The organism is Mesorhizobium sp. FG116, assembly GCF_057809835.1.
On sequence record NZ_JBMDKS010000016.1, the window covers coordinates 92,709 to 115,482 of the forward strand.

Below are 22,774 nucleotides of genomic sequence, written 5' to 3' on the forward strand. Positions count from 1 at the left end.
CTATCCGATGACGCGCACCGCAAAAATCGAACAGAATGCCGCATTCGACCGGGTGAGGCCGCCCTATGGCTCGGTTCTCGACCTGATCGGCGAGACGCCGGTGGTGGAACTGACCAAGTTCGACACCGGGCGCTGCCGCCTGTTTATCAAGCTTGAGAGCCAGAACCCGGGCGGCTCGATCAAGGATCGCATCGCCCGCTCGATGATTGCCGCGGCCGAACGCGACGGCCGGTTGGCGAAGGGTGGCGTCATCATCGAGGCGACGGCGGGCAACACCGGTCTTGGCCTTGCACAGGTCGGCATCCCGAAGGGCTATCGCATCATCCTCGTCGTGCCAGACAAGATGTCGCGCGAGAAGGTGCAGCACCTGCGCGCGCTGGGCGCCGAGGTGCGGCTGACCCGCTCCGACGTCGGCAAGGGCCATCCGGAATATTATCAGGACATGGCCGAGAAGATCGCCGCCGAGACGCCGGGATCGTTCTACGTCAACCAGTTTGCCAATCCGGCCAACCCGCTGGCACATGAGACCACGACCGGGCCGGAGATCTGGCAGCAGCTTGACGGCGACGTCGATGCGGTGGTCGTCGGTGTAGGCTCGGGCGGTACGCTTACCGGTCTCGGCAGGTTCTTCGCCGAGGTGTCGCCGAAAACCGAGATGGTGCTGGCCGATCCGGCCGGCTCGGTGCTGGCGCCGCTGGTCAAGACCGGCAAGCTGGAACAGGCCGGAAGCTGGACGGTCGAGGGCATCGGCGAGGACTTCGTGCCACCGAATGCCGACCTTTCGCTGGTGAAGCAGGCCTATACGATCTCGGATCGTCATTCGATGCTGGCGGCGCGTGACCTGCTGTCCAAGGAAGGCATTCTGGCCGGCTCTTCGTCGGGAACGCTTTTGGCCGCCGCGCTTCGCTACTGCCGCGAGCAGCAGACGCCGAAGCGCGTCGTCACTTTCGTTTGCGACAGCGGCAACAAGTACCTGTCCAAGGTGTTCGACGACTTCTGGCTGGCTGAACAGGGCTTGGCCGAGCGCGAGCAGCATGGCGATCTGAGCGATCTCGTCGCCCGTTCACATCGCGAGGGCGGCACCGTCTTCGTAGGCCCGGACGATACGCTTTTGACCGCCTATGGCCGCATGCGCCGAGGCGACGTTTCGCAACTGCCGGTGCTTGAGAATGGCAGGCTGGTCGGCATCATCGACGAAGGCGATATACTCGGCAAGGTCGATGGCGACTATCAGGGCCGCTGGCAGCGGTTCGAAGGCCCGGTGCGCACCGCCATGACCTCGGAACTGCATACATTGCAGGCCAGCCAGACACTTGATGCGCTTTTGCCGGTTTTCGACCGCAACGAGGTCGCAATCGTCTTTGACGGCGATGAATTTGTCGGCCTTATCACCCGTATCGACCTGATCAACCATTTGAGACGTTCAAAATGACCGACCAGCCGCAAAAAGGCAGGAACCGCCTCGCCTTTTCGACCCGCACAATCCATGGCGGCCAGAGCCACGACCCAACAACGGGCGCGGTGATGGTGCCGATCTACGCCACCTCGACCTACGCCCAGCAGAGCCCCGGCGTACACAAGGGTTTTGAATATGCGCGCAGCCAGAACCCGACCCGCTTCGCTTTCGAGCGCGCCATAGCCGATCTCGAAAGCGGCTCGGCCGCCTTTGCCTATGCGTCCGGCCTCGCCGCGATCGCCAATGTGTTCGAGCTGCTCGATGCGGGTGCGCATATCGTCGCCACCGACGACATCTATGGCGGCACCTTCCGCCTGCTGGAACGGGTGCGCAAGCGCTCGGCGGGCCTTCAGGTCACCTTCGTCGACTTCACCGACCTTGCCAAGGTCGAGGCGGCGATCCGGCCAGATACGAAGATGCTGTGGGTCGAGACGCCGACCAATCCGCTGCTGCGCATTGTCGATCTCGAGGCGGTTGCAGCGCTTGCCAAGCGCAAGGGCGTCATTGCCGTTGCCGACAACACCTTCTGCAGCCCCTACATCCAGCGCCCGCTGGAACTGGGCATCGACCTCGTCGTCCATTCGACCACCAAATATCTCAACGGCCATTCCGACATGATCGGCGGCACGGTCGTTGTCGGGGAAAATGCCGAGCTGCGCGACAAGCTGAAGTTCCTGCAGAACGCGGTTGGCGCAATTTCGGGACCGTTCGACAGTTTCCTCGCCTTGCGTGGCCTGAAAACGCTGGCGCTGCGCGTCGAGCGCCATTCGCAGAACGGGCTGAAGATCGCGCGCTGGCTGGAGGCGCGCTCCGATGTCCGCCGCGTCATCTATCCCGGCCTTGAAAGCCATCCGCAGCACGCCGTAGCCAAGGCCCAGATGCACGCCTTCGGCGGCATGGTTACGTTCGAGCTCGACCGCGATCTCGTCGGCACCAAGCGCTTCCTGGAACATGTGCACCTGTTTGCGCTGGCCGAGAGCCTTGGCGGCGTCGAAAGCCTGATCGAGCATCCGGCGCTGATGACGCACGGCTCCATTCCCGCCGAGCAGCGCGCGGCGATCGGCATCTCGGATTCGCTGGTGAGACTGTCCGCCGGCATTGAGGACGCCGACGACCTCATCGCCGATATCGAGCAGGCTTTGTCGGCCTGACGGGTTCTCGTCAGAGGCCGTTATCCGGAGCTTGCGAGGGTAAGCACGCCGGCTGCAACCACGGCGGCCGCGATCATGCGGCCCTTCCACGGCCTTTCGTGGAAGACAATCGTGCCGATAAGGGCGGCGATGATGACGCTGGATTCCCGCACGGCCGAGACCGCACCGATGGGCGCAATGGTCTTGGCATAAAGCACGAGGCCGTAGGCGGTGACGGCGAACAGTCCGCCGACCAGGCCGATGCCGAAAATGCGCCAGCTAAAGGCAATCCCGGCCTTCTTGCGTGTCCACAGGATGGCGAAGGTGACAGGTGATTCCAGCAGGAAAAGCCAGCCCATATAGCCGGTGGGGTTGTCGGACAACCGCACGCCAATGCCGTCTGCCACGGAGTATGCTGCGATGCTGGTGCCGAGCAGCACTGCCACCCCAATGGCCTTGCGGTTGGCCCCGGCGGCGCCTCTCTGCAGGGCAAGCAAGCCTATGCCGAAGGTGACGAGACCAAGGCCGACCCACCCCAAGGTGGTCAGTTTTTCATCGATAAGAAAAAAGGCGCCAAGCGCAACCAAGGCCGGGGCCATGCCGCGCGAGATTGGGTAGACCTGACCAAGGTCTCCCAGTCGATAGGCATGGAACAGAAAGACATAGTAAGCGTAGTGAATTGCGGTCGACGTCAGGATCAGCAGCCAGCTCACCGAGGATGGCGCGCCTGAAATGCAGATCAGCACCACGCCCGCCAGCGCGTGCATGCCCGATACTGCGGCAAGCGTCAGGGCACGGTCCGGCGCGGCCTTGACCACGGCGTTCCAGCTCGCATGAAGCAGGGCGGCGAAGAGAACGATTGAAAGTGCTGTTGCTGACAAGTTTATTCCAACCGAATGCGTGGCGGGCCGCCGGCGAAGATGGCATCGAAACTGGTAGTTGTCTAAGCGAAATCAGAACCGGTCGCGCAGTGCGAACCAGTTCAAGGCGAGGAACAGAAGCGGCGTGCGCAAGGTGCGCCCGCCGGGGAATGACGGGATTTTGAGATCTTCGATCAGCTTCAGCCGGTCGCGGTTGCCGCCGACAGTTTCGGCATAAAGTTTGCCGACGAAATTCGACAGCATGACGCCGTGGCCTGAATAGCCGCCGGCCGAAATGACATTGGGCATGACCTCGCGCACGAACGGCTTGCGCGGAACGGTGATGCCGACATAACCGCCCCAGCCATGGGTGATCTCGACATCGTTCAGGACCGGATAGATTTCGGCGATCTGCCGGCGGATGCCGATATGGATATCCTTGGGGTCGCTGACGGCGTAGATCTCGCGCCCGCCGAACAGCAGGCGACCGTCCTTCGACTTGCGGAAATAGCGCACGACGAAGCGTGAATCGTCGACGGATTCGCCGCCCGGCAGCACGGGCGAGTCGGCGCCGAGCGGAACCGTCGCGCCGATGAAGGAGCCGATCGGCATGATGTGGGCGGCGCTGACGGGTTCAAGCGTGCCGCCATAGGCGTTTACCGCGATCAGGCACTTGTCCGCCGTGATCGTGCCCTTCGGTGTCGTCACCTGGACCTTGCCGCCATTGGTGGCGATGCCGGTCGCGGGCGTGTTCTCGTGGAGGTGCGCGCCGGCCTCGGCAGCGACGCGCGCCGTGCCGACGACCAGTTTGAGCGGATGGATGTGGCCGGTGCCGGCATCGCGCACGCCGCCGAAATAGTGGGTCGAACCGAGCCGCTCCGCCGTCTCCTTCGCGTTCATGAAGGAAAGGTGCGGATAGTCGAAGCGGTTTGCCATGATTTCGGCATGCGCCTTGTAGTCGTCGACGAAACGCTTCTTGTGCGCCACCGACATCTGGCCCGGCATGTAGTCGATGTCGATCTTGTTGGCCTCGGCAAATTCGAGCAGGTGCGCCTTGGCTTCCTCGGCCATGTCGAACAGCGCTTTGGCCCGCGTCAGGCCGTACTCGGCCTCCAGCTCTTCGGCCCACGAGCGTTGCCCGGTACCAAGCTGGCCGCCGTTGCGGCCGGATGCGCCGTCGCCGAAGCGATGCGCCTCGATCAGCACGACGTTGCAGCCCGCCTTGGCGAGATGTGCGGCCGCCGACAGGCCGGTGAAACCGCCGCCGATGATGACGACATCAGCCTTCCGGCTGCCGTCAAGCGCCGGATATTCCGGGCGTTGGCCGGCAGTATCCTCATACCATGAGCGGCCGGGTGAAATGGGAGACTGGTAGGGCATGGGCGGAGACACGGGTTGGGGCAATCGGATGGTGATAGATGCTGCTGATGGAACAGGCGTCATCCATCCAGAATCAAATCAGTCACCATTACCGTTACCCACGATGCGCCGCTGTCTTACCTCACACATTCAGCAGCAGATATTCCCGTTCCCACGGGCTGATGACTTCCATGAAGGTTTCGAACTCGGCCCGCTTGATCGCCGCATAGGTGGTGGCGAAGGTCGTTCCCAGCATCTCGCACAGGGCCTCGTCGCCCTCGAACAGATCGACCGCTTCAAGCAGGCCGCGCGGCAGGTCGATCTCGTCTTCGTTGGCGGTGGTCAGGATCGGCGGCTCGGGCTTGACCTTGGTGATCATGCCGATGAGGCCGCAGGCAAGGGATGACGCCAGCGCCAGATAGGGATTGGCGTCCGAGGAAGGAATGCGGTTTTCGACGCGCCGGGCCGCAGGGTCCGAGCGCGGCACCCGGAAGGCCGTGGTGCGGTTGTCGTAGCCCCATTTGTTGTTGACCGGCGCGGAGGCCGCCTGCGTCAGCCGCCGGTAGGAATTGACGTAGGGCGCGAACATCACCAGCGCATTCGGCACGTGTTTCTGCATGCCGCCGATGAAGTGGAAGAAAGCATCGGTTTCCGAGCCGTCTTCGGCGGTGAAGATGTTCTTGCCGGTCTTCTTGTCGATGATCGACTGATGGATGTGCATGGCCGAGCCCGGTTGCCCCTGGATCGGCTTGGCCATGAAGGTGGCGTAGATGTTGTGCTTCAGCGCCGCTTCGCGAATGGTGCGCTTGAACATGAACACCTGGTCGGCGAGTTCGACCGGATCGCCGTGGCGCAAATTGATCTCGAGCTGGCCGGCGCCCTCCTCGTGGATCAGCGTGTCGATCTCGAGGCCCTGGCTTTCGGAGAAATGGTAGATGTCGTCGATCAGTTCGTCGAACTCGTTGACGCCCGCGATGGAATAGCCGGCGCCGCCGCCGATGGCGCGGCCCGAGCGGCCGACCGGAGGGGTCAGCGGATAGTCCGGGTCGGGGTTCTTATGGACGAGGTAGAACTCGATTTCCGGCGCGACAACCGGCTTCAAGCCGCGCTTGTCATAAGCCGCAAGCACGCGCTTCAACACGTTGCGCGGCGTAAACTCGACCGAGCGTCCGTCCTGATGCACCAGATCGCAGATCACGGCCGCCGTCGGGTCTTCCTCCCACGGCACTACGGTGAGCGTCGACAGGTCGGGCAGAAGCTTGAGGTCGCCGTCATCCTCAGGATAGACGAAGCCGTTGCCATCCTCGGGATAACCGCCGGAAATCGTCGCCATGAATACGGCGGACGGCAGGGCAAGCGAGGTGTTGGAGGTGAATTTCTTCGACGGCATCATCTTGCCGCGGGCGACGCCGGCCTGGTCGGGGGTGATGCATTCGATGTCTTCGATGCCGCGCCATTCAAGCCAGTCGGTGGCTTCTCTCCAGTTTTTGACCCCGCGCAGGTTCTTGACGAATGCGGGAGTGCGGGCGCGTTTCGGGCGTATTTCCTTTTTTACAGGCGGCATCAATCACCAGAATAAGTTGAAGTGTCGGAAGTATGCCGCTTCGCCAGACGGAATGGAAGGGGTCGGGCGATGACGCCGCGTTTGCCGAGCCGTTATCCCGTCCAAGAAGCGGAAACGGAGGGCAAAAGCTTGCCCTCCGTCGAAATAACTCATCGATGTGGCTTCCGTCAGCGGATCAGCGGCAGCTGCTGGAACTGATGGTAGGGCGGCGGCGACGACAAGGTCCATTCGAGCGTGGTCGCGCCGACGCCCCACGGATTTGCGGCAGCCGCACGCTTGCGGTTGAAGGCTTCCAGGATCATCAGGAAGAAGATCAAAAGGCCTGCGGCGGCAATGTAGGAGCCGATCGAGGAGACGTAGTTCCAGCCGGCATAGGCGTCGGGATAGTCGGCATAGCGGCGTGGCATGCCGGCAAGGCCGAGGAAATGCTGCGGGAAGAACACCAGATTGACGCCGACGAACATCGTCCAGAAATGCAGCTTGCCGAGCGTCTCATTGTACATGTAGCCGCTCATCTTCGGGAACCAGTAGTAGAAGCCGGCGAAGATGGCGAAGGCCGCGCCCAGCGATAGCACGTAGTGGAAGTGGGCGATGACGTAGTAGGTGTCCTGCAACGGTCGGTCGAGGCTTGGATTGGCAAGCTGCACGCCGGTCACGCCGCCGATGGTGAACAGCAGCACGAAGCCGGTGGCAAACAGCATCGGCGTCTTGAACTCGATCGAGCCGCCCCACATCGTGGCCAGCCAGGAAAACACCTTCACGCCTGTCGGCACCGCGATTACCATCGAAGCGAAGGCGAAATAGCGCTGCGAATCGACCGACATGCCGACGGTGAACATATGGTGCGCCCACACGACGAAGCCGATCGCGCCGATCGCCACGATGGCATAGGCCATGCCGAGATAGCCGAAGATCGGCTTCTTGGAGAAAGTCGCGATGACGTGGCTGATGATGCCGAAGCCCGGCAGGATCATGATGTAGACTTCGGGGTGACCGAAGAACCAGAACAGGTGCTGGTAGAGGATTGGATCGCCGCCGCCGGCAGGGCTGAAGAAGGTCGTGCCGAAATTGCGATCGGTCAAAAGCATGGTCACCGCGCCGGCGAGAACCGGCAGCGATAGCAACAGCATGAAGGCGGTGATCAGCATGCCCCAGGCAAACAGCGGCATCTTGTGCATGGTCATGCCGGGCGCGCGCATGTTGAGGATGGTGGTGATGAAGTTGATCGCGCCGAGGATCGACGATGCGCCCGACAGGTGGATCGACAGGATCACCAGATCGACGGCGGGACCCGGCTGGCCCTCGGTGGAAAAGGGCGGATAGAGCGTCCAGCCGCCGCCATGGCCGAGCGCGCCGGGAGCGCCCGGAACGAACATCGAGGTGACGAACAGGATCAGCGAGACGACGAGCAGCCAGAACGAGATGTTGTTCATGCGCGGGAAGGCCATGTCGGGTGCGCCGATCATGATCGGCACCATCCAGTTGCCGAAGCCGCCGATCAGGGCCGGCATGATGACGAAGAAGATCATGACAAGGCCGTGCGCGCTGACCACGACATTGTAGACGCCGGGGTCGGCAAAGATCTGCATGCCGGGTTCCTGAAGCTCCATCCTGAGCAAGACCGAAAGGCCGGTGCCGAAAATTCCCGCAAGCATCGAAAACAGCAGGTAGAGCGTTCCGATATCCTTGTGATTGGTCGAAAAGAGCCAACGGCTCATGAAGCCGGGCCTGTGGTCGGCGTCGGCTGTGGTGGTGGCGGACATGGTTTCTTACCTGCCTTTCCTATTGGCAGGCTTGCGGTCTCTGCGGGTGGCGGGTGGTCGGGAACCTGTCGTCACGGGCCGGAAAAGGCCGAGCCTGCTTTGTTGTCATTCATCCGTGACGATGGCGTCCAGTGCGATGTCGTGGGGTTGAGGGTAGATCGTGGCGAGCCTGCTTTCGGCAGCACCCACGCCGATGACGAATGCGCGGCGCGGCATGGCCGCCAGCGTCCGATCGAAGAAACCGCCGCCATAGCCGAGCCGGAAGTTGGCCGCGTCGAAACCGACCAGTGGTGCGATGGCGACGTCCGGCTGCACCGATGGGCCGCGCGACGGCACCAGTATGTTCATGAGGCCGCGCTCCAGCGGATCGCCGGGCGACCAGATGCGGAATTCGAGCGGCCAGCCCTTGCGGATAACGACGGGCAGAGCAATGCGTCCGCCGCGTTCGATGATGCGGATTGACCAGTTGCGCAGATCCGGTTCACCCCGAAACGGCCAATAGCTGCTGATGATGCGTCCGCTGACCTTGCCGACGATGCGGTCGAGCGTCGCGGCGATACGCTCGGAACGCGCCTGCCGTTCTTCGGCGCTGAGCGCCAGCCGCGCTGCGATCAGGCGCTTCCGCTCGGCAGTGCGCCAGCGGGCAACATCGGTCCAGCCTTCCTGCTTCACGGATTGGCCGCTCACGCCTTCGTCCGAGACTTCATGCATGAAGCACGGCGGCGACGCATAGGTACCAGGCTCGGGTGTCCCCGTTCGCTTGTCTGCCATATGCGCTCCGTTCATGCCGCTGCCGCGGCCTCTAGCCCGCCCCACCTCGCATGCGACGGTGCGCCGCTTGAAAGTGGAACGCAAACGGAATTAAATGCTTCATTGACGCAATATTATTGCACTAAATGGGGGATAGTGTGGATATTGACCGAGCGCGCACATTCCTTGAAATCGTGCATTCCGGCAGTTTCCTGCGTGCGGCGGAGAAGCTTTTTGTAACGCAGACCACGGTCAGCGCCCGCATCCGCACGCTTGAGGAGGAGCTTGGACGGCAGCTTTTCGTGCGCAACCGCAATGGCGCGCACCTGACGCCGGCCGGCCGGGAGTTCGAGCGCTTCGCTCAGTCTTTCGTGCAGATCTGGGAGCGCGCCCGCCACCAGCTTGCCATACCGAGCGGGCGTACGAGCGTGGTCGCGCTCGGTGGCGAACTCAGCCTGTGGAACCCGCTTTTGCTCGACTGGCTGGTGTGGATGAAGAAATCCAAGCCCGAAATCGCCATCCATGCCCATGTTGGCGTGCCTGACCAGTTGCTGGAGCAACTGAGGACCGGCGTGCTGGACATTGCCGTTCTCTACGCGCCGAAGCTGCTGCCGGGCTTCAGGGTGGAGCTTTTGGAAGAAGAGCAACTGGTGCTGGTGCGCACCAAGGGGACCGAAGTCAGCAACTCGAAGGACTATGTCTATGTCGATTGGGGCCCGCTTTTCGCGGCCCAGCACGATTCCGGTTCGGCGACGTTCGGCGAACCGGGCCTTCTCGTCGGCCTCGGACCGCTCGGCCTGAGCTACATCCTGCGCGCCGGCGGCATGGGATATTTCCGCAAGGGCGTTATCGCACCGCATCTGGAATCGGGCGAACTCGAACTCGTCGAGGGCGCGCCGGAATTCACCTATCCGGCCTATGCCATCTATCCCGAACCCGCCGAAGCGCGCGTCGACATACAGGACGCCTTGCGCGGGCTGAAGGAAGTCGTGCGCTAGGCGGATATGGAGCGCCAACCGGCGATCTGAGCGAAATCAGCTTTCCGAAGATTGCCCGTCGCGCGCCGCGAGCAGCGTACCGATCACCAGTTCGCGTCCGGCCCGGTTGATGCCGATGCCGCGCGGCCTGTCTTCCACCAGACCAAGCTCAATCAGCCTTTGGCCCAGCGCCTTCTCCAGTTCGGGGTAGGGGCCGCGGTTGAGGCGCTTGAGTGCGGTTTGTTCTTCCTTGCTAAGATCGTTCCAGCCCGTCGTCACTTGCATGTCTTTCCTGCATGGCCAGATCAGCGAAAACGGAGCCGCCGGCCGCATTATCTAATTGCTTTCGCACTGGATTGTCGTGACAGCCGCGTGTGGCGCATGTCGGTCCGGTGCGTCGGTTCGCCGCTCGCTGGCGTTCCGCTCTTCAAGTCTGCATGAAAAACGGCGAGTGGAAAGTCCATGTTGCGACGCCGGATGGCGGCTATTCAACGCAAGATTATTGCCTTGAAACCGCAATAAATTTCGCTTGCATTATTCCAATGTGCAAGCGATGGGTCTGCCATCGCGCTCCTTCCTTGAACAGGTTGGACCGCTGGTTGCTGCCAAGCAGAGTTTTGCCGTGTCATCGAGTGCCGTCACATCCAATGAACGGATTTGTGCGTTCATTGCCAGGCAGGATGGCATGACAACGGTCACTTGCTTGCGGATAGGGATGGCCGACCGGAAATGACAGTTCAGGCATTGCAGGCATCTTCGCTCTACCTTGGCATCGACACGGGCGGCACCTACACCGACGCGGTTCTGTGGTCCGAGGCAACGGGCATCGTCGCCAAGGCGAAGTCGCTGACCACGCGCCATGATCTTGCCGAAGGCATTGCCGGCGCGGTCGATGCGGTGCTGGCCGAGGCGGCCATCAAGCCCGGCGTGATCAAACTTGTCTCGATGTCGACGACGCTTGCCACCAATGCGCTGGTCGAGGGCCAGGGCGGCCGGGTCGCGCTCATCATGATCGGTTTCGGCGAGGACGATCTTGCCCGCAACGGCCTCTCCGCCGCGCTGGGCTCCGACCCGGTGATCTTTTGCCAGGGCGGCCATGACGTGCATGGCAACGCCAGCGAGCTTTCGCTGGAACCGCTCGAGGCGGCGCTGGCAACGCTTGACGAAACGGTGTCGGGCGTCGCGGTCGCGGCCTATTTCGCCGTGCGCAATCCGGAGCACGAAATTGCCGCGCGCAAGCTGATCCGCGAGCGCACGCGGCTTCCCGTCACCTGCTCGCACGAACTGACCTCAAAGCTCGGCGGTCCACGCCGTGCACTGACGACGCTGCTCAATGCGCGCCTCATTTCCATGATCGACCGGCTGGTCGACGCCACCGAAGGCTTCCTGCACAAGCGCAACATCGTGGCGCCGCTGATGGTGGTGCGCGGCGACGGCGCGCTGGTCACAGCGGAATTTGCCCGCTCGCGCCCGATTGAAACCATCCTGTCCGGCCCGGCGGCCAGCCTTGTCGGCGCGCGCCACATGACCGGCTTCGACAATGCCGTGGTGTCGGACATCGGCGGCACGACGACCGATATTGCCGTGCTCGATGGCGGCCGGCTGCGGCTCGATCCCGACGGCGCGACTGTCGGCGGCATGCGCACCATGGTCGAGGCCGTTGCCATGCGCACCTTCGGCCTTGGCGGCGATTCCGAAGTCGCGCTGAAGGACCACTCGCTGGTGACGACCATCGTTCTCGGTCCGCGCCGGCTGGTGCCGTTGTCGCTTGCTGCCGTCAAGCATGGCGAAATCATCGCGAAGGGCCTGAACAGGCAGCTGCTGAGCCCGACCACAAGCAGGCTGGACGGCCGCTTCGCCATGCGCACCGGCGTCCCCGAGCGGCTGGCTTCCGGCCTTTCGAACACCGAGGCCAGGCTCTATGCGGAACTGACGACGGAGCCGGCTCCGCTCGACCGGTTGCTGGCGGCAACCTCGCAGATCGCGACGCTCAACCGTCTCGTTGCGCGCGGGTTGGCCCATATCGTCGGCTTCACGCCGTCGGACGCGGCGCACGCGCTTGGCCGGCAGGCGAACTGGAGCGCCGAGGCGGCCAGGCTGGGCGCTGAGCTTCTTGCCCGCCGCCGCAACGGCCAGGGCCAGACGATTGCCGAGAGCGGGGATGATTTCTCCGAGATGGTGCTTGCCGCCGTCACCCGCCGTTCAGCCGAAACCATGATCGAGACGGTCTTTGCCGAAGATGGCCTTGAGGCGGATGTGTCTGTCGCCAATGTGCTGGTGCAGCGGGCCATCAACAAGGAGGGCGGCATGGCGCGCCTGTCGATTGCGCTGGACCGTCCGGTGATCGGCCTCGGCGCTTCGGCCCATCTCCACTACGCCAAGCTGCCAGCGCTTATCGGCAACGACTGCGAGATCGCCAAGGATGCCGATGTCGCCAATGCGCTGGGCGCAGTTGTCGGGCAGGTGCGCATGTCGGCGGAAGCGCGCGTCAGCCAGCCCGAGATCGGCCTGTTCAGGGTCAACGCCGGCGAAAGGCTCGATGATTTCGAGACCGAGGAAGAAGCGATGGCGGCAGCCGAGGCGCATATCCGCGAGATGGCTGCCTTGCTTGCCGAGCGCGCCGGAACCGACCAGGCCCGCATCGAAATCGCCCGCGACATCAAGGTCGCGACCATCGAGGGCGAGCGCAGTTTCGTGGAAGCCTTCGTGGTGGCGACGGCGACCGGAAGGCCGCGCGTCGCCTCTTGATGCAGGTCTCTGTCCCGAAACCGGGATCCGGTTTCGGGATAAGCACATGTCCGAAATCAAGGAGCCAACGCGCGTCAAACGAATCCGAAAGATCGCGACGCGCTTTAGAGCTTTCCAGCGAACCGTGAACCCGCTCCGGTATCAGGCCGCGGCTTCACCGCCCATCGAGGCTTCGCAGGCCAGGGATTGCGCATCCCGCCCGATCGCGGCGACGGCAACGACCTTGCCGCCCAGCTTGTAGCTGATGATGCAGTCGTGTTCGGCAAGGCTGCCCTCGATCTCGATGTCGTCCCACGAGCGGGTATAGCCGGTGTAGCGGATGGTGACGTCGTAATGCGCGCTCCAGAAGAAAGGCACGCTTAGGAACGGCCTTTCGAAGCCCAGCATATTCTCGGCTGCAACCTGGCCCTGGCGCTGGGCAACGACCCAATGCTCGACGCGTCGCGACTGTTCGCTGGCGATGTCGTGCCAGCGAGCGGCATCGCCGGCCGCGAACACGCCCGGCACGTTCGTCTCGAGATATTCATTGACGACGATGCCCTGGTCGACGCTAAGGCCGGAGGCGCTGGCGAGCTCAACGCGCGGCCTGACGCCGACGCCGATGATGACCATGTCTGCCGCGATCTGGCGCCCGTTCGTCAGGATCACCGACTTGTCGTTGATGTTGCCGATCGTGGTGTCGAGATGGAACTTGACGCCGTGCTCTTCATGGATGGCGCGGATGAAGTCGCCGAGGTCGGGACCGAGGATATGCTCGAACGGCCGGCTGTCCTGCGTCACGACATGGACCTCGAGATCGCGGCTGCGCAAGGCTGCGGCGACTTCCAGCCCGATGAAGCCGGCGCCCAGGACCACTGCCGACTTTGCATGCTGGATGTTGTCGATGATGGCACGGCTGTCGGCCAGCGAGCGCAGCACGAAGACATGCGGGCGATCCGCGCCGGGAATCTTGAGGTGGATCGGTTCGGCCCCTGTTGCCAAAAGCAGGCGGTCATAGCCGAAGGTACGCCCGTCGACGGCAGTCACCGAGCGCTTGTCGGTGTCGATGCGCTCGACGGCGGTCGACAGGTGCAGGTCGATGCGGTTGTCCTTGTAGAAATCCTCCGAGCGCAGCGGTATCCATGCCTCTTCCGCAGTGCCGGCAAGGTAGTCCTTGGACAGGTTGGGGCGGTCGTAGGGGGCGTCTGCGTCGGCGCTTATCATGGTGAGCTCGCCCTCAAAGCCGCGCCGGCGCAACATCTCGGCAGCGGCGAAGCCGGCGGCGCCACCGCCGACGATCACGATCTTCTCGGGGTGCGCGGTCGTATCCGTCTCTGGCGCTGCCGCATCGCCATTCCCCGAAGGCAGCTTGTCGGTCACCGAAACCGTGTCGCCCTTGCGCACCACCTTCCAGCGCGCCAGGGGGTCGAAGGCAGGCGCATTGACCGCTTCGCCGGTGCGCAGGCTGAAACAGGCATGGTGCCAAGGGCAGCGCACCGTGTCGCCGACCACGATTCCGTGCGCCAGCGGCGCGCCGTAGTGGGTGCAGTTGGCGCCGACGGCCATGATTTCGTCGCCGACGCGGGCAAGCACCACCGGCTCGCCATCGACATGCCCCTGTAGAAGCCCGTTTGCGCCGAAGGCGTCTATGGCGACGCCTTGCGTCAGGTCGGGTCCGGTTTCCTGGGGCTCATGCGATGACATTGTTGCGCTTCCTCTTAAAAACGGGCGCTCATCAGGCGAGCACGTTATGGGAGCTTGGATGATTAGACGCCAAAAAGGTTCCCTGGCGAAGCCTTTTCCGCCGCGGAATTTGCTGATGCGCAATGACGGGAACCTTTTTTCCGCCGTGCCATCTAATGACCAAAACGTGGAGGAACCCATGGCACCTGTTGGCAAGCCCCTTACGCGAAGCACGGACGGTCTGAGCGACGTTGAACTCGTGGAGCGGGCCCGAGCCCGCGACGCCTCGGCCTTCCGCACCATCATGAAGACGCACAACCAGCGGCTCTACCGGCTGGCGCGCGGCATTGTGCGCAACGACAGCGAAGCCGAGGACATCGTCCAGGAAGGCTATGTCCGCGCGTTCTCGCATCTCGATGGGTTCCGCGGCGACTCTTCGCTGGCCACCTGGCTGTCGCGCATCGTCATCAACGAGGCGCTCGGGCGCATGCGCAAGAAACGGCGATCGGTCGAAGTGCCGGAATCGAGCCGGCAGCCCGAAGCCACCATCATTCAGTTTCCAGTCAATGTAAGCAATGACGATCCGGAGCGGACCATGGCGCAACGGCAAATCCTCAATCTCGTCGAGCGTGCAACCGATAATTTGCCGGATGTCTATCGCACGGTGTTCGTCGCCCGCGTCATCGAAGGGCTCAACATCGACGAGACATCCGAACTGTTGGGCGTCAAGCCGGAGACGGTCAAGACCCGGCTCCATCGCGCCCGGCAGCTCGTGCGCAAGGAGCTCGACGCGCAGATCGGTCCCGTCTTGCTCGATGCCTTCCCGTTCGCGGGCCGGCGCTGCGAGCGGCTGACCGTTGCAGTCCTTGGTCGTCTCGGTCTGTCGGAGTGATCCGGCCGGTCGTGGTGTGCGATTTCCGGGAACGTTTCTGAGTACCGCGTATCCAATGAGTAACGGATGACAGGTCGGGCGTAACGTTTCGAGCTGGGCCGGTACAAGGTAGGAATCAGGATATTGAGACAGTCTATTTTCATTGCGGCAACGTTGGCGTTTGGCCTTTTCGCTTCCGCGGCGCAGGCCGAAACCATCCAGGTCCAGGTCAATAAGCTCGTTTACAACCCGATCGACGTGCAGGCGAAGGTCGGTGACACCATTGAGTGGGTCAACAACGATCCGTTTGCGCATACCGCGACGGTAAAGGGTGGCTGGGAAGTCATGCTGCCACCGAAGAAATCGGGAACTTATGTTGTGACGGAGGCCGGCACCATCGATTACTATTGCCGCTTCCACCCCAACATGAAGGGCCGCATCATCGTATCCGCCAAGTAACGGCGGCTCCGGGTAGCCTGCGCAGTTGCAGACCTGCCGTCGGATGACAGACCCGCCTTTCCCGTACCGGCGACGGACCCCGGGAAAGGCATGCAGGAGCCACGCGTCGGCTTGTGACGCGCGGCAGGCAAGGAAAGCCTCCGACAGCCGCCGCAGGCTGGCTTTCCATCGGTGCGCCGTTCCCTTCACGGCGCACCGGCCTGTCCGGCTTCGGCCCCGAACGACCGCGGGCGGCACACAAGAAAAGTCCAGCAACTCTATCCGGGGTGCCTCATGACACTTGCCGTGCGCGAAGCATTATCTTCTGAACTCAGCAACAAACGCGGCGACCACCTCGCTGCGGACGTGGCGATGGGACGCCAGGCAACCATTTCGAACGCTCTCTGTTCGGCCTTCGGCCATGGCAACTGCGCCGAATTCCTGTCCAGCCGGCGGCTGACGTCCTTCCGCAAGAACGACGTCATCTACAATGTCGGCGACCGCGACCGCGTGTTCTTCTTCATCAAGAGCGGCTTCGTCAAAGTGGGCGCCACCACGTCGAGCGGTAGCGATGTCATCTATGATTTGCGCTGCCAGGGCGATGTCGTCGGCGAGCTTTGCCTGACCGAGACCGAGCGCCCCGATTGGGCCGTTGCTCTGGAAAAGGTCGAGGTTGTGGCGGTTCCGCTGCACGAGATCAGGCAGTTGCTGGCGTCAAAGCCGGCGATGATGACGGCGATGATCGACGTCTTCAGCCATACCCTCAAGGATGCTTACAGCCAGATCAACACGCTCGCCGCCGACGGCACCGTGAGGCGGCTGGCCAATGTGCTGTCGGTCCTTGCCCGCAAGGTTGGCCGGCAATCCGGCGAAATGGTCGAGATACCGATCTACCTTACCCAAGAAGAGATCGCGCAGATGGTTGTTGCTCGGCGTGAAAGAATATCCACTGCCTTGAATAGTCTTAGACGAAACGGCGTCGTCCAGTACACGACGCGCGGTCTCCTCATGGTCGACCAGAATAAACTGGAAGCCATGTCGGATGTTTCATTCGAATAATAAATTCAGCTTGTTACGGATGTAACTGACAATGCTTCCACTCTACGCAACCATCAATATTAGGATTTGGCGCATCCTTTGAAAAACTGGATGCGGATGGATTCTGGCGCACGATGCCGAAGCCGATTTCGGAACGGACGACGCGCTGATTGAACGATCTGCAGCGCCCTTTGCGCGTCCTGTTCGGCGCGCGGTGCTGCAAAGGCAAACGAACTCGAATGTCTGAGGGTGTCATGAAACGGAAAGCTCTGCTGATAGGAACGGCGGCTTCGCTAGGGATGGCTTTGGCCATCGGGGCGACGACCGCGGCCAAGGTCGACGGATACGACGCAGCTGCTGGCAAGTACGCACGTACCATGCTTGACCAAGGCAAGAAAACCTTTCGCTACGACACGTTCGGCAGCGAGGCCTTCTGGGGCGATGCGCTACAATTGCACAAGGCGGTGGCCGGCGAAAAGAACGGTGGCGTCGGTCCCGGCGTATCGCCAAAAACGGCACTGGCAGTCGGCCTGAAGGTCGATGCCGATGCGCTGCCAAAGGCTCTCAAGAGGAAGATCGCGGCTGGCAAGGTCAATCTCGACGATCCGGCAACGACACTCGCGTTGCTGAAGCTGAACGCGGTTGTTGGCGTCAAGGCCTTCCTGAACAAGGATGGTAGCGTCAAGTCGATGGGCATCCAGTGCTCGCTGTGCCATTCGACGGTTGACGATTCATTTGCGCCCGGTATCGGCAAGCGCCTCGACGGCTGGGCCAACCGTGACCTCAATGTCGGCGCGATCGTTTCCCTGGCACCCAACCTGAAGCCTTTCACCGATCTGCTTGGCGTCGATGCCGATACGGTCAAGAAGGTGCTGGCAAGCTGGGGTCCGGGCCGCTACGACGCCTATCTCGACAAGGACGGCAAGGCGCTGCGCCCCGACGGCAAGGCTGCCGCGACGATGATCCCACCGGCCTTCGGCCTCGCCGGGTTCAACCTCGCGACATCGACCGGCGCCGGCTCGGTGACCTACTGGAACGCCTATGTCGCCGGCACCGAAATGCACGGCATGGCGACGTTCGTCGATCATCGCTTCGACGACAAGAAGCAGTATCCGGTGGCATCCAAGTCAGGTGCCGGCAATACGCGCCACTCGCCGGACGACGCCACGGGCAAGCTGGCGGCGCTTCACTTCTACCAGTTGTCCCTACCTGCGCCGAAGGCTCCGGCCGGAACGTTCGACAAGGCTGCCTTCAAGCGCGGCGAGGCCGTGTTCTCGGGCGCCGGCAAGTGCTCGACCTGCCACGTGCCGCCGCTGTTCACCGAACCGGGCTACAATATGCACACGCCTGAAGAGATGGGCGTCGACAGCTTCCAGGCTGATCGTTCTCCGACGCATATGTACCGCACGGCCCCGCTGGCAGGGTTGTGGTCGCACCAGAAGGGCGGCTTCTATCATGACGGCCGGTTCGCTTCTCTGCTCGACGTGGTCAATCACTACGACAAGCAGTTCAGCCTGAACCTCAGCCAGCGCAACAAGACCGACCTGGTCGAGTACCTGAAAGGTATCTGATCCATAGCCTTCGGGCGGTTCCGGGAAAGCAGTCTCGCGTTTCCCGGAATTGTCCTGGGTGAGGTCAGCGTGGCTTTTGCCGCGCAGGTCCTCCGCCCGGTAGCGGAAGTGAGCGTGCAGGACGTGGGTGGTCGTCCCTGCAATGCTCCTTGTCGCTGCCGGGCGGAGGCTTTTCTGCTGTGTCCTGCAACTACAGAGATCCGGCTTTCTGCGCATCCATGCATCTGCTCGATGTCGCTCGACAAAGCTACTTTGCTAAAAACTCTCAGTACGACAGTGGTTTGGGCCGAGTTTTCGGGCCAGATCTGCGCCCGCGCGCAAAAATATTTCCTCCGTCGGTCCGCACGTTTCATCCACGCGGCGGCATGTTGTTAGAAGGATTGATGCGCCTGTCCGACCCTCGGCAGAATGCCCGTTTCAAGAACAATTGCCTGCAATTTTCTTGCACCATATCAGCAATATCATTCGTTTGTCTGCGACCGTAGTCCGAGTCATTTCTCCCGTCGAAAGACTTCAAAACCGCATGAATTCAACGTGTTCGAGCTGCCGCGCCACGCGACGGCCTGGCAGCGCTTTGTCACGCGGGCGAGGGAGGAACCGAAATGACGGCACTTCAATTTCCCGGCCCGGGATTTACGGCAGAGCAGTGGGAGCGGCTGAGCACGCTTGCGGTTTCGCTGCAGCCGGGCCAGGCGCTTTGGATCAGCGGATACTTTGCCGGCATCGAGCACAGCGCCCGTGGCTTCGCCGGCGCTGCGGATCTGGCCTTCCCGCTGCACGCACCGGCGGCAACCGCGCCCGCCGTGGCGGTGACCCGCACGCTGACCATTCTCTACGGCAGTGAAACCGGAAACAGCACCGGCGTTGCCAAGCTGTTGGCCGACGCCGCGCGCAAGGCCGGCGTCGAGCCGGTGCTTGCCGACATGGCCGAATACAAGCCGCGCAAGCTCAAGGATGAGCAGGACATACTGGTCATCACCAGCACGCATGGCGAGGGCGAGCCGCCGCTTTCGGCGGTGGGCTTCTTCGAATTCGTCGAAAGCCGCAAGGCGCCGCGCCTCGAAGGCGTTCGTTACGCCGTGCTGGCGCTGGGCGACTCGACCTACGAGTATTTCTGCGGCGCGGGCAAGCGGCTCGATGCGCGCCTGGCTGAACTTGGCGCGACGCGCCTGCATGATCGCGTCGACTGCGATGTCGACTATGACGATCCGGCCGAGGGCTGGATCAAGACGGCGGTGGACCAGATCAAGCCGGACGTTGCGCCGGCGGTGCCAATTCATACTGTGGCTGCTTCCGCAGCGTCGGCCGTTGCTCCCACCTACGACAAGAAGTCGCCGTTCACCGCAACGATCATCGACAACCTCGCGCTCACCGGCAAGGGCTCGAGCAAGGAAACTCGCCACGTCGAATTGTCGCTTGCCGACTCCGGCCTGACCTTCGAGCCGGGCGATGCGCTGGGCGTGATGCCGCGCAACGATCCTGCAATGGTCGAAGCGCTTCTCGGCGCGTTGTCGCTTTCCGCCGATGCGCCCCTTGCCGTCAAGGACCGCGCCACCACGCTTGGCGACGCCCTGTCTTCCACGCTGGAAATCACCGCCGCAACGCCGCGCTTCATCGAACACTGGGCCGAGGTGAGCGGTGCGGACGAGTTGAAGGCCCTGCGGGGCGAAGCGGCGGTTGAAGCCCGCGCTACCTTCCTTCGTTCCAACCACGTCATCGACATTGTGCGGCGCTTCCCGGTTACCGGCGTCGACGCCCAGATATTCGCAGCCGGGCTGCGCCCGTTGCAGCCGCGCCTCTATTCGATTGCGTCGAGCCTGTTGGCCGCGCCCGATGAAGTGCACCTGACGGTGAGCACCGTGCGCTATCAACTGAACGACGAGCAGCGCTTCGGCGTCGCCTCCGGGCATTTTTCACGGCATGCCGAACCGGACACCGAACTGCCCGTCTATATCCAGGCCAATCCGCATTTCCGGTTGCCGGCGGACGACGCGCCGATCATCCTGATCGGGGCAGGCACCGGCGTTGCCCCCTACCGCGCCTTCCTGCAGGAACGCGAGGCGCGGGGCGCTTCCGGCAAATCCTGGCTGTTCTTCGGCGAGCGCAATTTCGACAGTGATTTCCTTTACCAGACCGAGTGGCAGGGTCTGTTGAAGGACGGGGTTCTCAGCCGCATGAACGTCGCCTTCTCGCGCGACGGCGCGGCAAAGACCTATGTCCAGCATCGGCTGCTCGAGCAGGCCCGCGATGTCTATGCGTGGCTGGAAGAGGGCGCTCACATCTACGTCTGCGGCGACGGGGCGAAACTCGCGCCGGACGTGCATTCCACGCTGGCGGCAATCGTCAGCGAGCAAGGCGGCCTCGGCAAAGCTGCCGCCGCTGAATACCTCGCCGGGCTCAAGAGCAGCCACCGCTACCAGATCGACGTTTACTGAGGCCGCAATGACCCTGCTCGAAAAAGACCGCAGCCGCGATGTCTCCCAGCCGCTCGACCGGCTGGGTCCGGACGAGACGCTGAAGGCCAACAGCGACCAGTTGCGCGGCACCATTGCCGCCGGCCTCGATGCGGAATTGACGGCGGCCGTGCCGGGCAACGACATCAAGCTGATGAAGTTCCACGGCATCTACCAGCAGGACGACCGCGATATCCGCGACGAGCGCCGTCGCCAGAGATTGGAGCCGGCCTACCGTTTCATGGCGCGGGTGCGCCTGCCGGGCGGTGTTCTTTCGCCGGCGCAATGGCTGAAGCTGGATGAGCTTGGCCGCGCCTATGGCGCCGGCTCGCTCCGGCTGACGACGCGCCAGACCTTCCAGTTCCACTACATTCACAAGCAGAACCTGCGTTCGCTGATCCAAGGGTTGCGCGACGTTTTGCTCGATACCAAGGCGGCCTGCGGCGATGATTCGCGCGGCGTCATGGCCTCGATCAATCCGCAACTGTCGGCCCTGCACGCCGAGGTTCATGCCCTCGCCAAGAAGGCCAGCGACCACGCCATTCCCAAGACCGGCGCCTACAAAGAAATCTGGTACGGCGAGGAGCGCACGCCGGTGAGCGGGCCGGAAGAGCCGCTTTACGGCAAGACCTACATGCCGCGGAAATTCAAGATCGGCTTCGTCGTTCCGCCGATCAACGATATCGATGTCTATGCGCAGGACCTCGGCTTCATCGCCATTGTCGACAACGGCAAGCTCGTCGGTTTCAACATTGCCATCGGTGGCGGCATGGGCCGCACCGACCAGGCGCCGCAGACCTATCCGCGTCTTGCCAGCGTCATCGGCTTCGTGCCGGCGGACAAGGTTCTGGAAACCTGCGATGCGGTGATGTCGGTACAGCGCGACTATGGTGACCGCTTGGATCGTGGCCGCGCGCGCTTCAAATACACAGTCGACGACAAGGGGCTGGACTGGATTGCGGCGGAAATCGAAAACCGGCTTGGCTTCGCGCTTCAACCGGCCCGTCCCTACAGCTTTACCTCCAATGGCGATCCGATCGGCTGGACGACCGGCGAGGATGGCCGCGAGCATTGCACGCTGTTCATCCAGAACGGCCGTGTCAGCAACTTCCCCGATCGCGCCCTGCTCGACGGCCTGCGCGCGGTGGCCCGCATCCACAAGGGCATGTTCCGCGTCACGCCGAACCAGAACCTGATCATTGCCGACATCGCGCCGGACGACCGGCCGGCAATCGAAAAAGTTTTGAAGGAGTTCAAGCTCGACGGACTTCAGGCCGGCAGCGGCCTGCGTCTCAATTCAATGGCCTGTGTCGCCTTGCCGACCTGTGGGCTGGCGATGGCTGAGAGCGAGCGCTATTTGCCCGATCTCGTCACGAAAATCGAGGCGATCCTTGCCGAGCATGGCCTGACCGAGGAGCCGATCACCATCCGCATGACCGGCTGCCCCAACGGCTGTTCGCGTCCCTATATTGCCGAGATCGCGCTGACCGGCCGCGCGCCGGGCAAGTACAACCTTTATCTCGGCGGCGGTTTCCACGGTGAGCGCCTCAACAAGATGGCGCTCGAAAATGTCGGCGAGAAAGCCATCCTCGACCTGCTTTCGAAGGTGATCGCACAATTCGCCGCTGAGCGCCTGCCGGGCGAGCATTTCGGCGACTTCGCCATTCGCGCGGGCTATGTCGCGGAAGTGAAGGAAGGCCGCTTCTTCAACGACTGACCCAATCAGGCGGTCAATACCCCCGGTATCGTGCGGTCCGGAAACCAGGAAATCGGCCCACTGTCCAGCGTCGCTGGCGGTGGGCTTTTTCGTCGCATTCCGTGGCAATCGCTGGTCATGTACACGACATTGGCTGGCCTCAAACCGACGGTTCACGTTGGGTCAAACACGCGAAATGCAAAAGCATTGTCGCGTTGGGTGCCTATTACACTTGCATAAAATATCATATTTACAGGCCCTTGCCGCTGGCCGACCCTATACGCGAGGAACCTGTCCAACAGGGCTGGACGTATTTCGGGAGGCCGAACATGAATGACATGACTGCATTGGCGATGCAGGATCTGCTGATCGACGGGCGCCGTGTGAAGCCGCTGTCGGGACGCTATTTCACCACCGTCAACCCTGCCACGGAGCAGG

At 62.7% G+C, this 22,774-nt stretch carries 17 protein-coding genes; 10 read left to right on the plus strand and 7 right to left on the minus strand.

All coding sequences use genetic code 11. The annotated features are described in order from the left end of the window. The first annotated feature begins 7 nt into the window (after positions 1-7). Complete coding sequence (locus ACODTY_RS14135) at positions 8-1,432, plus strand: pyridoxal-phosphate dependent enzyme (protein ID WP_488994888.1); 1,425 nt, start codon at positions 8-10, stop codon at positions 1,430-1,432. Continuing rightward, a complete protein-coding gene (locus ACODTY_RS14140) occupies positions 1,429-2,607 on the plus strand; it encodes a trans-sulfuration enzyme family protein (protein WP_488994889.1) in 1,179 nt (392 codons plus the stop codon). Before ACODTY_RS14135 ends, ACODTY_RS14140 begins: the two co-directional genes overlap by 4 nt. A 20-nt stretch (positions 2,608-2,627) precedes the next feature. Here the strand turns inward: ACODTY_RS14140 and ACODTY_RS14145 are convergent, their stop codons facing one another. The 5 genes from ACODTY_RS14145 to ACODTY_RS14165 form a co-directional block, all read right to left on the minus strand. After that, entirely contained in the window at positions 2,628-3,467 is an 840-nt protein-coding gene (locus ACODTY_RS14145) for an EamA family transporter (RefSeq protein WP_488994890.1), read from the minus strand. A 72-nt stretch (positions 3,468-3,539) separates the two neighbouring features. Next, the gene (locus ACODTY_RS14150; RefSeq protein ID WP_488994891.1) at positions 3,540-4,826 is read right to left on the minus strand and encodes an NAD(P)/FAD-dependent oxidoreductase; all 1,287 of its coding nucleotides are present in this window, start codon (positions 4,824-4,826) and stop codon (positions 3,540-3,542) included. A 121-nt stretch (positions 4,827-4,947) separates the two neighbouring features. Then, complete coding sequence (locus tag ACODTY_RS14155; protein WP_488994892.1) at positions 4,948-6,369, minus strand: glutamine synthetase family protein; 1,422 nt, start codon at positions 6,367-6,369, stop codon at positions 4,948-4,950. Positions 6,370-6,536: 167 nt separating this feature from the next. Continuing rightward, positions 6,537-8,132: a cytochrome c oxidase subunit I gene (gene ctaD, locus ACODTY_RS14160; RefSeq protein WP_488994893.1), complete on the minus strand. Its 1,596-nt coding sequence runs from the start codon at positions 8,130-8,132 to the stop codon at positions 6,537-6,539. Between the two features lie 105 nt (positions 8,133-8,237). Continuing rightward, positions 8,238-8,903 (minus strand): 5-formyltetrahydrofolate cyclo-ligase, encoded by a 666-nt coding sequence (locus tag ACODTY_RS14165; RefSeq protein WP_488994894.1) that lies wholly within the window; start codon positions 8,901-8,903, stop codon positions 8,238-8,240. Positions 8,904-9,040: 137 nt separating this feature from the next. Between ACODTY_RS14165 and ACODTY_RS14170 the strand changes: the two genes are divergently transcribed. Next, positions 9,041-9,880 (plus strand): LysR family transcriptional regulator, encoded by an 840-nt coding sequence (locus tag ACODTY_RS14170; RefSeq protein ID WP_488994895.1) that lies wholly within the window; start codon positions 9,041-9,043, stop codon positions 9,878-9,880. Positions 9,881-9,916: 36 nt separating this feature from the next. On the opposite strand, the gene ACODTY_RS14175 is transcribed toward ACODTY_RS14170, so the two are convergent. Then, positions 9,917-10,144, minus strand: a complete 228-nt coding sequence (locus ACODTY_RS14175) for a hypothetical protein (protein WP_488994896.1) — start codon at positions 10,142-10,144, stop codon at positions 9,917-9,919. Positions 10,145-10,588: 444 nt separating this feature from the next. Between ACODTY_RS14175 and ACODTY_RS14180 the strand changes: the two genes are divergently transcribed. Continuing rightward, on the plus strand, positions 10,589-12,607 hold the full coding sequence (locus ACODTY_RS14180; RefSeq protein ID WP_488994897.1) for a hydantoinase/oxoprolinase N-terminal domain-containing protein: 2,019 nt from the start codon (positions 10,589-10,591) through the stop codon (positions 12,605-12,607). A 141-nt stretch (positions 12,608-12,748) separates the two neighbouring features. On the opposite strand, the gene ACODTY_RS14185 is transcribed toward ACODTY_RS14180, so the two are convergent. Continuing rightward, on the minus strand, positions 12,749-14,290 hold the full coding sequence (locus tag ACODTY_RS14185) for an FAD-dependent oxidoreductase (protein ID WP_488994898.1): 1,542 nt from the start codon (positions 14,288-14,290) through the stop codon (positions 12,749-12,751). 178 nt (positions 14,291-14,468) lie between these two features. Here ACODTY_RS14185 and ACODTY_RS14190 point away from each other — a divergent pair, with 178 nt between their 5' ends. The 6 genes from ACODTY_RS14190 (at position 14,469) to ACODTY_RS14215 (ending at position 22,357) form a co-directional block, all read left to right on the plus strand. Continuing rightward, entirely contained in the window at positions 14,469-15,161 is a 693-nt protein-coding gene (locus tag ACODTY_RS14190) for an RNA polymerase sigma factor (protein WP_488994899.1), read from the plus strand. Between the two features lie 120 nt (positions 15,162-15,281). Then, complete coding sequence (locus ACODTY_RS14195; protein ID WP_488994907.1) at positions 15,282-15,599, plus strand: cupredoxin domain-containing protein; 318 nt, start codon at positions 15,282-15,284, stop codon at positions 15,597-15,599. Positions 15,600-15,872: 273 nt separating this feature from the next. Beyond that, positions 15,873-16,637 (plus strand): Crp/Fnr family transcriptional regulator, encoded by a 765-nt coding sequence (locus tag ACODTY_RS14200; protein ID WP_488994900.1) that lies wholly within the window; start codon positions 15,873-15,875, stop codon positions 16,635-16,637. Positions 16,638-16,870: 233 nt separating this feature from the next. Then, a complete protein-coding gene (locus ACODTY_RS14205; RefSeq protein WP_488994901.1) occupies positions 16,871-18,187 on the plus strand; it encodes a hypothetical protein in 1,317 nt (438 codons plus the stop codon). A 602-nt stretch (positions 18,188-18,789) separates the two neighbouring features. Then, on the plus strand, positions 18,790-20,622 hold the full coding sequence (locus ACODTY_RS14210; RefSeq protein ID WP_488994902.1) for an assimilatory sulfite reductase (NADPH) flavoprotein subunit: 1,833 nt from the start codon (positions 18,790-18,792) through the stop codon (positions 20,620-20,622). A 7-nt stretch (positions 20,623-20,629) separates the two neighbouring features. Further along, complete coding sequence (locus ACODTY_RS14215; protein WP_488994903.1) at positions 20,630-22,357, plus strand: NADPH-dependent assimilatory sulfite reductase hemoprotein subunit; 1,728 nt, start codon at positions 20,630-20,632, stop codon at positions 22,355-22,357. Positions 22,358-22,774: the final 417 nt, after the last annotated feature.

Coding starts and splice junctions, on each gene's coding strand:
- ACODTY_RS14135 (WP_488994888.1), top strand. CDS start 8: ATGACGCGCACCGCAAAAATCGAACAGAATGCCGCATTCGACCGGGTG.
- ACODTY_RS14140 (WP_488994889.1), top strand. CDS start 1,429: ATGACCGACCAGCCGCAAAAAGGCAGGAACCGCCTCGCCTTTTCGACC.
- ACODTY_RS14150 (WP_488994891.1), bottom strand. CDS start 4,826: ATGCCCTACCAGTCTCCCATTTCACCCGGCCGCTCATGGTATGAGGAT.
- ACODTY_RS14155 (WP_488994892.1), bottom strand. CDS start 6,369: ATGCCGCCTGTAAAAAAGGAAATACGCCCGAAACGCGCCCGCACTCCC.
- ctaD (WP_488994893.1), bottom strand. CDS start 8,132: ATGTCCGCCACCACCACAGCCGACGCCGACCACAGGCCCGGCTTCATG.
- ACODTY_RS14165 (WP_488994894.1), bottom strand. CDS start 8,903: ATGGCAGACAAGCGAACGGGGACACCCGAGCCTGGTACCTATGCGTCG.
- ACODTY_RS14175 (WP_488994896.1), bottom strand. CDS start 10,144: ATGCAAGTGACGACGGGCTGGAACGATCTTAGCAAGGAAGAACAAACC.
- ACODTY_RS14180 (WP_488994897.1), top strand. CDS start 10,589: ATGACAGTTCAGGCATTGCAGGCATCTTCGCTCTACCTTGGCATCGAC.
- ACODTY_RS14185 (WP_488994898.1), bottom strand. CDS start 14,290: ATGTCATCGCATGAGCCCCAGGAAACCGGACCCGACCTGACGCAAGGC.
- ACODTY_RS14190 (WP_488994899.1), top strand. CDS start 14,469: ATGGCACCTGTTGGCAAGCCCCTTACGCGAAGCACGGACGGTCTGAGC.
- ACODTY_RS14200 (WP_488994900.1), top strand. CDS start 15,873: ATGACACTTGCCGTGCGCGAAGCATTATCTTCTGAACTCAGCAACAAA.
- ACODTY_RS14205 (WP_488994901.1), top strand. CDS start 16,871: ATGAAACGGAAAGCTCTGCTGATAGGAACGGCGGCTTCGCTAGGGATG.
- ACODTY_RS14210 (WP_488994902.1), top strand. CDS start 18,790: ATGACGGCACTTCAATTTCCCGGCCCGGGATTTACGGCAGAGCAGTGG.
- ACODTY_RS14215 (WP_488994903.1), top strand. CDS start 20,630: ATGACCCTGCTCGAAAAAGACCGCAGCCGCGATGTCTCCCAGCCGCTC.